Source organism: Streptococcus sp. 2106 (assembly GCF_013277315.1).
Taxonomy (GTDB): domain Bacteria; phylum Bacillota; class Bacilli; order Lactobacillales; family Streptococcaceae; genus Streptococcus; species Streptococcus pseudopneumoniae.
The window spans coordinates 1-6,021 of sequence record NZ_VMMS01000034.1 but is presented as its reverse complement, the minus strand read 5'-3'; the positions used below and the strand labels follow the sequence as shown (position 1 = coordinate 6,021).

The following is a 6,021-nucleotide window of genomic DNA, read 5'->3' as shown; positions in this document are numbered from 1 at the left end:
TAAAAGCATCCTCGTCCAAATCCTCGCGAATAAATCCGCCCTGCTTACGAATAGCTGGCAAGACCTCTGATGTCACCCAGCGCTTGAACTCCTTAGCTTGAGGCAACTTGCTGGATAAGATAAGAGAGTAGAGACCAGATTCGTTGATGATAATAGTATTTTGTGTTCGTCCTAGATTATCGGTGAGTCCGTATTTCACGGAGTCATCTTCATCAACGTGCCGAGAAATTGCGTCCAGAGGTTTAGCATATCCTAAGATATCCGCTACATCCTTCCCGACAAACCAAGGCTCGTCATCAATTGTCAAAGTACGGACTTCCTGCCCGTGAAAATTAAAAATTTCGTTCATAATGTTCCTTTCAAATGTGGTATAATCAAAATAAAACGAGGTAATTCTGATGAAATTAAATCCTGATTGTGTCCGTGATATCCTTTTTGTTGTTGAAGAGTATTCAACATACTCCAATGATGTCTCAGAGGATAAACTATATGAAAAACTTGTTCCAAAATATTCACAAGAAGAGCTACTTTATCATGTCAGACAATGTGAACATAGTGGCTTATTTCTCGACGTACAACATTATTTTGGTGGTTTCTCAATTCAAGATTTATCTCCTTATGGTCATCAGTTCATCAATGATATTCGCCAAGATAACAATTGGAATCGAACAAAAGATATAGCAAAGAATGTTGGTTCTTTTTCACTGGATGTCCTTAAAGATATTTCATCACAAGTTATTACCAACCTCATTTCAAATCAGCTTGGCAATAAATTTTAAGTAGACAGTAGCATGGTGGCTTTCAACCGTGCTTTTTGTTTTGATTGCTTGCACACCTTTTAATTTTTGGTTATTCAAATAAATACCATCTTCTCTTATTTTTAATTCGTTCATAATGTTCCTTTCTAAGTAAAGACTTCTAAAAAATCATAAATTAAATTTATTTCTAATTCTTTCCAGCTCATCATCTTGTATTTTTTTATACTCGTTGATGCGCTTTTTTCTATCTCTTTTGCTAGCGTAGTATGTGGCTAAACCAATAATAAGATTGATTATGACAACAAAGTAAAACCATACTAGTTCTCCCATCTTCCCCTCCTATTAGTGAATTTTTTTGTTAGCAATTCTAGCCATTGTATCTAAAGCAAGTTTTCGTATTTCTTCTCTTGTTTGCCGTTCCTTGTTGAAGAAAGTATCAAGCTTTTCGGTCAATCTATTCGAATATCCTCGCAATAGCATTACCGTCACCAAAAATGAAGTAATAGCTGATACAATGACCACATAAAGAAAAACTTCCATCTTCCCCTCCTACTCCAGCACCTTACTGCCGACTACCAATCGTTTAACGACAACGTCCATCTCCTTAAATTCGGCATTCTCTGCACAGTAGCGGACGCTCTCGCTGATGATGTGACAAATAGATACGCCGTATTCGTTCGCCAGCTCCGTAGCGATCTCCCAGGCATCTCTGTCAATCCGTGTTACTTTTTGCGCTGCGTTGTTCATAGTATTTCCTCCTACAACATATCTTCTACCCTACACCCTAGCGCCTTGGCAATGACCACCGCCTGCGACAGCGTCACCGCCTTCAGGTCGTTCTCGATCCGTGACAAGGTCGTGTAGTCTATCAAGGTTCGCTTGGCAAGCTCACGTAAGCCCAGCTTTTGAGCCGTTCTCAGCTCCCTCATTTTCGCTCCATACATCGACTTCTTCCTTTCTACTAATAGGTCTTTTCAAAACTGTTGGTACTTGTCAACAGTTTTGATAGAATTATTCTATCGATTTTGAAAAAGTTTGACCTTTTTGACTTTTGTTAGATGTACATGAGAATTTCTCAAGTTGTTTTTTTAAAATTAAGCTCCTAGTAAATCTTTGGAGCTTACGCCATATTTCTCATAAATTTTTAAAAGATGTTTTGGCTTAATTTTATAAATATCTTTTTCCCATGATCCAACTGTTTGTGCGCTGACGCCTATACTTGCGCCAAATGCCTCTTGAGATAATTTCCCATTCTTTGCACGAATTTCTGCTATTGTTATTGTTGGTTTAGGCAACTTAGTACCTCCTTTCTAGCAGTCACTAAAAGAACCAATGCCAGATAAATAATGCCCAGATAAGTGCAACAACCAACCAACCAAGCCTATATTTCCAGCGTCCTATTTTTTTATCTTCTGCTTTCATTTTTCTAAAAGACATGCTATAATCGTATTATCAAATAGGGTTTTGGGGCTTACGCCCCTCCCCCTCTCCCTTAGTCTTTAACTAGAGCTAAGAGATATTTGATAATCTCAACTATTGCTGGTATCAATGCTGAGATGATGATTGCCTTGGACTCATTGCTCCAAGGCTTTTTATGTCGCCTGGATTTCTTTGTCCGCTTCATCTTACGACTTAGCATGTCTTTCCTCCTTGTTTTATTTAGTTGATTACCTCAACCATGATTTAATTATACTTGATTTTTTCTCAAGTGTCAATAGTTTACTTGAGATTTTTTCAATTTTTTTGATTTTTTCTATACTGTACTTGATAATTTCTCAAATATATTATAGAATATAGTTGAGAAAAAGAGGTAAAACAAATGGAAAACATACAAGAAATATCTTATAGAATTAGAGAATTACGTTTAGCAAATAATTTAGAACAAACAGAAGTAGCTGATTACTTAGGGTATAAATCAGATACAACGGTCTCGAAATGGGAAAATGGAAAAAATTTGCCAACTGGTGCTAAATTAGTGAAATTAGCAAAACTTTTCAACACAACAACAGATTATATTCTACACGGTAAAGATATAAATACCACAGCGTCCCCAGATTTGCTCACACAGCAGATAACGGACAAGGTGGTACAATTAACCCCAGATAATAAAAAAATCGTGCTACGGACTTCTGAGGAGCTTCTGGAGAGACAAAAAGCAAACGGCGAGATGTACACAGAGCAAAACGAAGAAGAAACGAAGATAAACGAAGTATCAGAAGTTATCAGCTTGTATCAAGTTGAGGTTGTATCTGAGACGGCAGCAGCTTCTGGATTTAACTATGGATTTGGCTACGACGATACAGACAGAGAGATTATAGAGGTCGACGAGCAACCACCACATCACGATATTGCGACTAAGGTCAGCGGAGACTCCATGCAACCTGACTACCAAGACGGAGACATTCTCTATTTAGTAGACAAAGGACTGACCACCTACAACGGAGATTTGGCAGTTATCGCATATGGAGACCGTTCTTACTTCAAAAAGATATACACCGAAAACGGACGCTTACGCCTCGTATCACTCAATGACAAGTACGAAGACATCATCCTAGACTTCCCACCAGCCGAAGACACACACATCAAGATCTATGCGGTTGTTGGAGTGTATAGAGGAGGTGCTACCTATTGAGTCGTCAACCAAAATGGAATAATAGAAAACTTATCAATCACCTAGCTTCTAAAGATGTTACCTTCAATAACATTTCTATAGGTCAAGCAATAACTTTCTTGGATAAGAATAACTACTACTACAAACTAGCTGCCTTTAGGAAAAACTTTAAAAAGAAAGATGGTAAATATGTGGATTTAGATTTCTCGTATTTACAGGATCTTGCATCTCTTGATATGAAAATCAGAGCTATACTTTTAAACATAGCAATCGATGTGGAACATTTTATTAAGGTTGAACTTTCTCGCCAAATAAACAATAATCCGCAAGAAGATGGATATAGCATTCTGACTGAGTTCAAAAACTCGCAATACAATAAATATTACGAGTTTACAAAGAAGAAATTCAGAGAGTCACGTTATCAAAACGCTATGTTTAATAAAAGAAAACATGATTATCCATATTGGGCATTGCTAGAACATATGGACTATGGTTGTCTCATCAAATTCGTAACATTCTACTACCAAAAACACGGATGTAAATCATTAAAAAAAGCTTCAGAATTAGGTGATGGAGCTAGACATATAAGAAATGCCTGTGCCCATAATAGCGTTTTACTACTTAATGTGTTTGAAAAGGATGATAAATTATCAAACGTTAACGCTGTTATTACTACTTTTGCAAAACAAGTCGATGTAATCAAATACAAAAACTATAAGAAAGTAAACGATTTAATTTCACTTCTAGTATTGGCTAAAGCTTATTGCTCTCCTGCAGTACTAGACTACCAAAAACAAGCTATAGACAATTTTATAGTGCGCTGCCAGAGGAATCAATCAGCTTATGCTAAAAATGTGGAATTAACAAAAATGATGGTTGTATTCAAAAAAATCGTTGACATCTTATAAATAATTTGATACTATGGATATAGTGTAAGACTGATTTAGTTCAGCGCCCTATAATAAATGCGTGCATTTACAAGGGAATCCATACCATAGAAAAAGTCGACTAGTTCCTAGCCGGCTTTTACTGTTTTTAGAAAATATATTCTATAAAGGCAGTAACTGTTTCCAAAATGGAAATAGTTGGCAATAATAAAAATAAAATTAACAAAAAACTTGACAAAAAACAACAAAAGACTCTATAATGAAATTAATCTAAGTGAATACTCCCCCCTGGGAGCCTAGAAGAGTCTTTGTATCTATACAGAGGCTCTTTTTGATTTACGGATTCCTATCGTCTAAACAAAAATCCCCACACTCTCCATCGCCAAACTTCGAGTGTGAGGATTTAACTTTCCATCTAGCAAGCAATGGAAAGGATGATAAAAAAATACAACTATAGTTTATCATAAGTTCTACACCTTTTCAACTATGCGGGCAAGCAATCGAAAAGAAAGGACTTTTTATGATAAAAAAATACCTTACAAAAAAAGGAGAGACTAGATATCTCTTTCAAACATACCTGGGCATAGACCCTGCAACTGGAAAAGAAAAACGCACAACACGCCGTGGTTTTAAAACCATAAAAGAGGCAAAGGCTGCCGAACGTGACCTTCTCTTAGACGTTGAAGAGAACGGTTTTTCAAACAATGAAGATTTCCAGAACCCTACTTTCTCTGAAGTCGCTGAGTTATGGCTTGATAGCTATAAAAACACTGTAAAACCAACAACATATCAGAACGTTAAGAAAAAACTTGATGTTATGATTGACTTGTATTTTTCAGATATAAAAATCCAGCAGATCAGCGTAGCATATTGTCAGAAGGTTGCTATCCAGTTAAGTAATCGCTATATCCTCTATGCCAATTACTACTCTGTCATCAGTCGAATTTTCAAGTATGCCACTTCTATTGACATTATTAAGTCAAATCCCTTAGACAAGATTATCAAGCCTAAAAATAGGCCCTTAAAGGCCAAAGAGAACCACTATACAAAACAGGAGCTAACGGAGTTTCTTAAAGTTTGCAGAGTAGATTGTAAGCCTGTAGAGTATACCTTTTATCACTTACTAGCTTTTACTGGTTTGAGGACTGGAGAAGCTATCGGACTCATCTGGTCAGATGTTGATTTTGAAAATAAACGATTGGATATTTCTCGTACGGCTGTCGTTGTTAATAAAAAGCAAACTGTTCAGGATCCTAAAACCAAAAGGAGTAAGAGGGTTATCACTTTAGATGATGAAACTCTGAATGTATTAAAACTCTGGAAACGTCAGCAGATAAAAGAGTATTTTCGGGCTAGTGTGCCTTACAAACATGATTCAAATTATATCTTTACGAATAGTTTTGGAGGATGGATTTCGCCTTCAGCTGTTAAAGAGAGACTTAAAAGATTCTTTTGTGAACATAAAGATGTCAAAAAAATCACTCCTCACGGTTTCAGGCACACACACGCTTCTCTCCTCTTTGAAGCTGGTATTACAGCCAAAATTATTTCGGACAGATTAGGTCACAACAATGTTCAAACAACCCTTGATATGTATACCCACATCAATGATAATCAACGTTTTGAAGTCGTTGATCAGCTCATGGATTTCATTCGCTCCAGCTAAAAGTAGAGTCGTATTCAATCTCGTATTCACTTTTGGTTGACATGCTAGAAACCCACTGATTTCAAGGGACTAGGAAGACGTGAGCAGTTTATACCATAA

At 36.6% G+C, this 6,021-nt stretch carries 12 protein-coding genes; 4 read left to right on the top strand and 8 right to left on the bottom strand.

What is annotated here, in order from left to right:
- A partial coding sequence (locus HT723_RS04260) for a Bro-N domain-containing protein (RefSeq protein WP_188111005.1) occupies window positions 1-349 on the bottom strand: 349 nt, incomplete at its 3' end.
- A 49-nt stretch (window positions 350-398) separates the two neighbouring features.
- Here HT723_RS04260 and HT723_RS04255 point away from each other — a divergent pair.
- On the top strand, window positions 399-779 hold the full coding sequence (locus HT723_RS04255; protein ID WP_172922096.1) for a DUF2513 domain-containing protein: 381 nt from the start codon (window positions 399-401) through the stop codon (window positions 777-779).
- Here HT723_RS04255 and HT723_RS04250 read toward each other — a convergent pair.
- From HT723_RS04250 to HT723_RS04220, 7 genes are all read right to left on the bottom strand, one after another.
- On the bottom strand, window positions 753-893 hold the full coding sequence (locus HT723_RS04250) for a hypothetical protein (protein WP_158086467.1): 141 nt from the start codon (window positions 891-893) through the stop codon (window positions 753-755). The genes HT723_RS04255 and HT723_RS04250 overlap by 27 nt on opposite strands.
- 33 nt (window positions 894-926) lie before the next feature.
- Window positions 927-1,088 (bottom strand): hypothetical protein, encoded by a 162-nt coding sequence (locus HT723_RS04245; protein ID WP_172922097.1) that lies wholly within the window; start codon window positions 1,086-1,088, stop codon window positions 927-929.
- A 12-nt stretch (window positions 1,089-1,100) separates the two neighbouring features.
- Entirely contained in the window at window positions 1,101-1,298 is a 198-nt protein-coding gene (locus tag HT723_RS04240; protein ID WP_172934706.1) for a hypothetical protein, read from the bottom strand.
- 9 nt (window positions 1,299-1,307) lie between these two features.
- Window positions 1,308-1,505: a hypothetical protein gene (locus HT723_RS04235; protein ID WP_001057655.1), complete on the bottom strand. Its 198-nt coding sequence runs from the start codon at window positions 1,503-1,505 to the stop codon at window positions 1,308-1,310.
- Window positions 1,506-1,516: 11 nt separating this feature from the next.
- Complete coding sequence (locus tag HT723_RS04230; RefSeq protein ID WP_000274132.1) at window positions 1,517-1,702, bottom strand: helix-turn-helix transcriptional regulator; 186 nt, start codon at window positions 1,700-1,702, stop codon at window positions 1,517-1,519.
- A gap of 150 nt (window positions 1,703-1,852) precedes the next feature.
- Window positions 1,853-2,053 carry a helix-turn-helix transcriptional regulator gene (locus HT723_RS04225; RefSeq protein ID WP_050365350.1) on the bottom strand — a complete coding sequence of 67 codons (201 nt, stop codon included), beginning with the start codon at window positions 2,051-2,053 and terminating at the stop codon, window positions 1,853-1,855.
- A 197-nt stretch (window positions 2,054-2,250) separates the two neighbouring features.
- The gene (locus tag HT723_RS04220; protein WP_014017253.1) at window positions 2,251-2,397 is read right to left on the bottom strand and encodes a hypothetical protein; all 147 of its coding nucleotides are present in this window, start codon (window positions 2,395-2,397) and stop codon (window positions 2,251-2,253) included.
- A gap of 180 nt (window positions 2,398-2,577) precedes the next feature.
- On the opposite strand from HT723_RS04220, the gene HT723_RS04215 reads away from it, so the two are divergent.
- From HT723_RS04215 to HT723_RS04205, 3 genes are all read left to right on the top strand, one after another.
- Window positions 2,578-3,390 (top strand): S24 family peptidase, encoded by an 813-nt coding sequence (locus tag HT723_RS04215; RefSeq protein ID WP_172934705.1) that lies wholly within the window; start codon window positions 2,578-2,580, stop codon window positions 3,388-3,390.
- Window positions 3,387-4,277, top strand: coding sequence for an Abi family protein (locus HT723_RS04210; protein ID WP_000089905.1), 891 nt, complete (start codon window positions 3,387-3,389; stop codon window positions 4,275-4,277). The genes HT723_RS04215 and HT723_RS04210 overlap by 4 nt, the downstream gene beginning before the upstream one ends.
- A gap of 499 nt (window positions 4,278-4,776) precedes the next feature.
- Window positions 4,777-5,922, top strand: a complete 1,146-nt coding sequence (locus HT723_RS04205) for a site-specific integrase (protein WP_172934704.1) — start codon at window positions 4,777-4,779, stop codon at window positions 5,920-5,922.
- Window positions 5,923-6,021 lie beyond the last annotated feature (99 nt).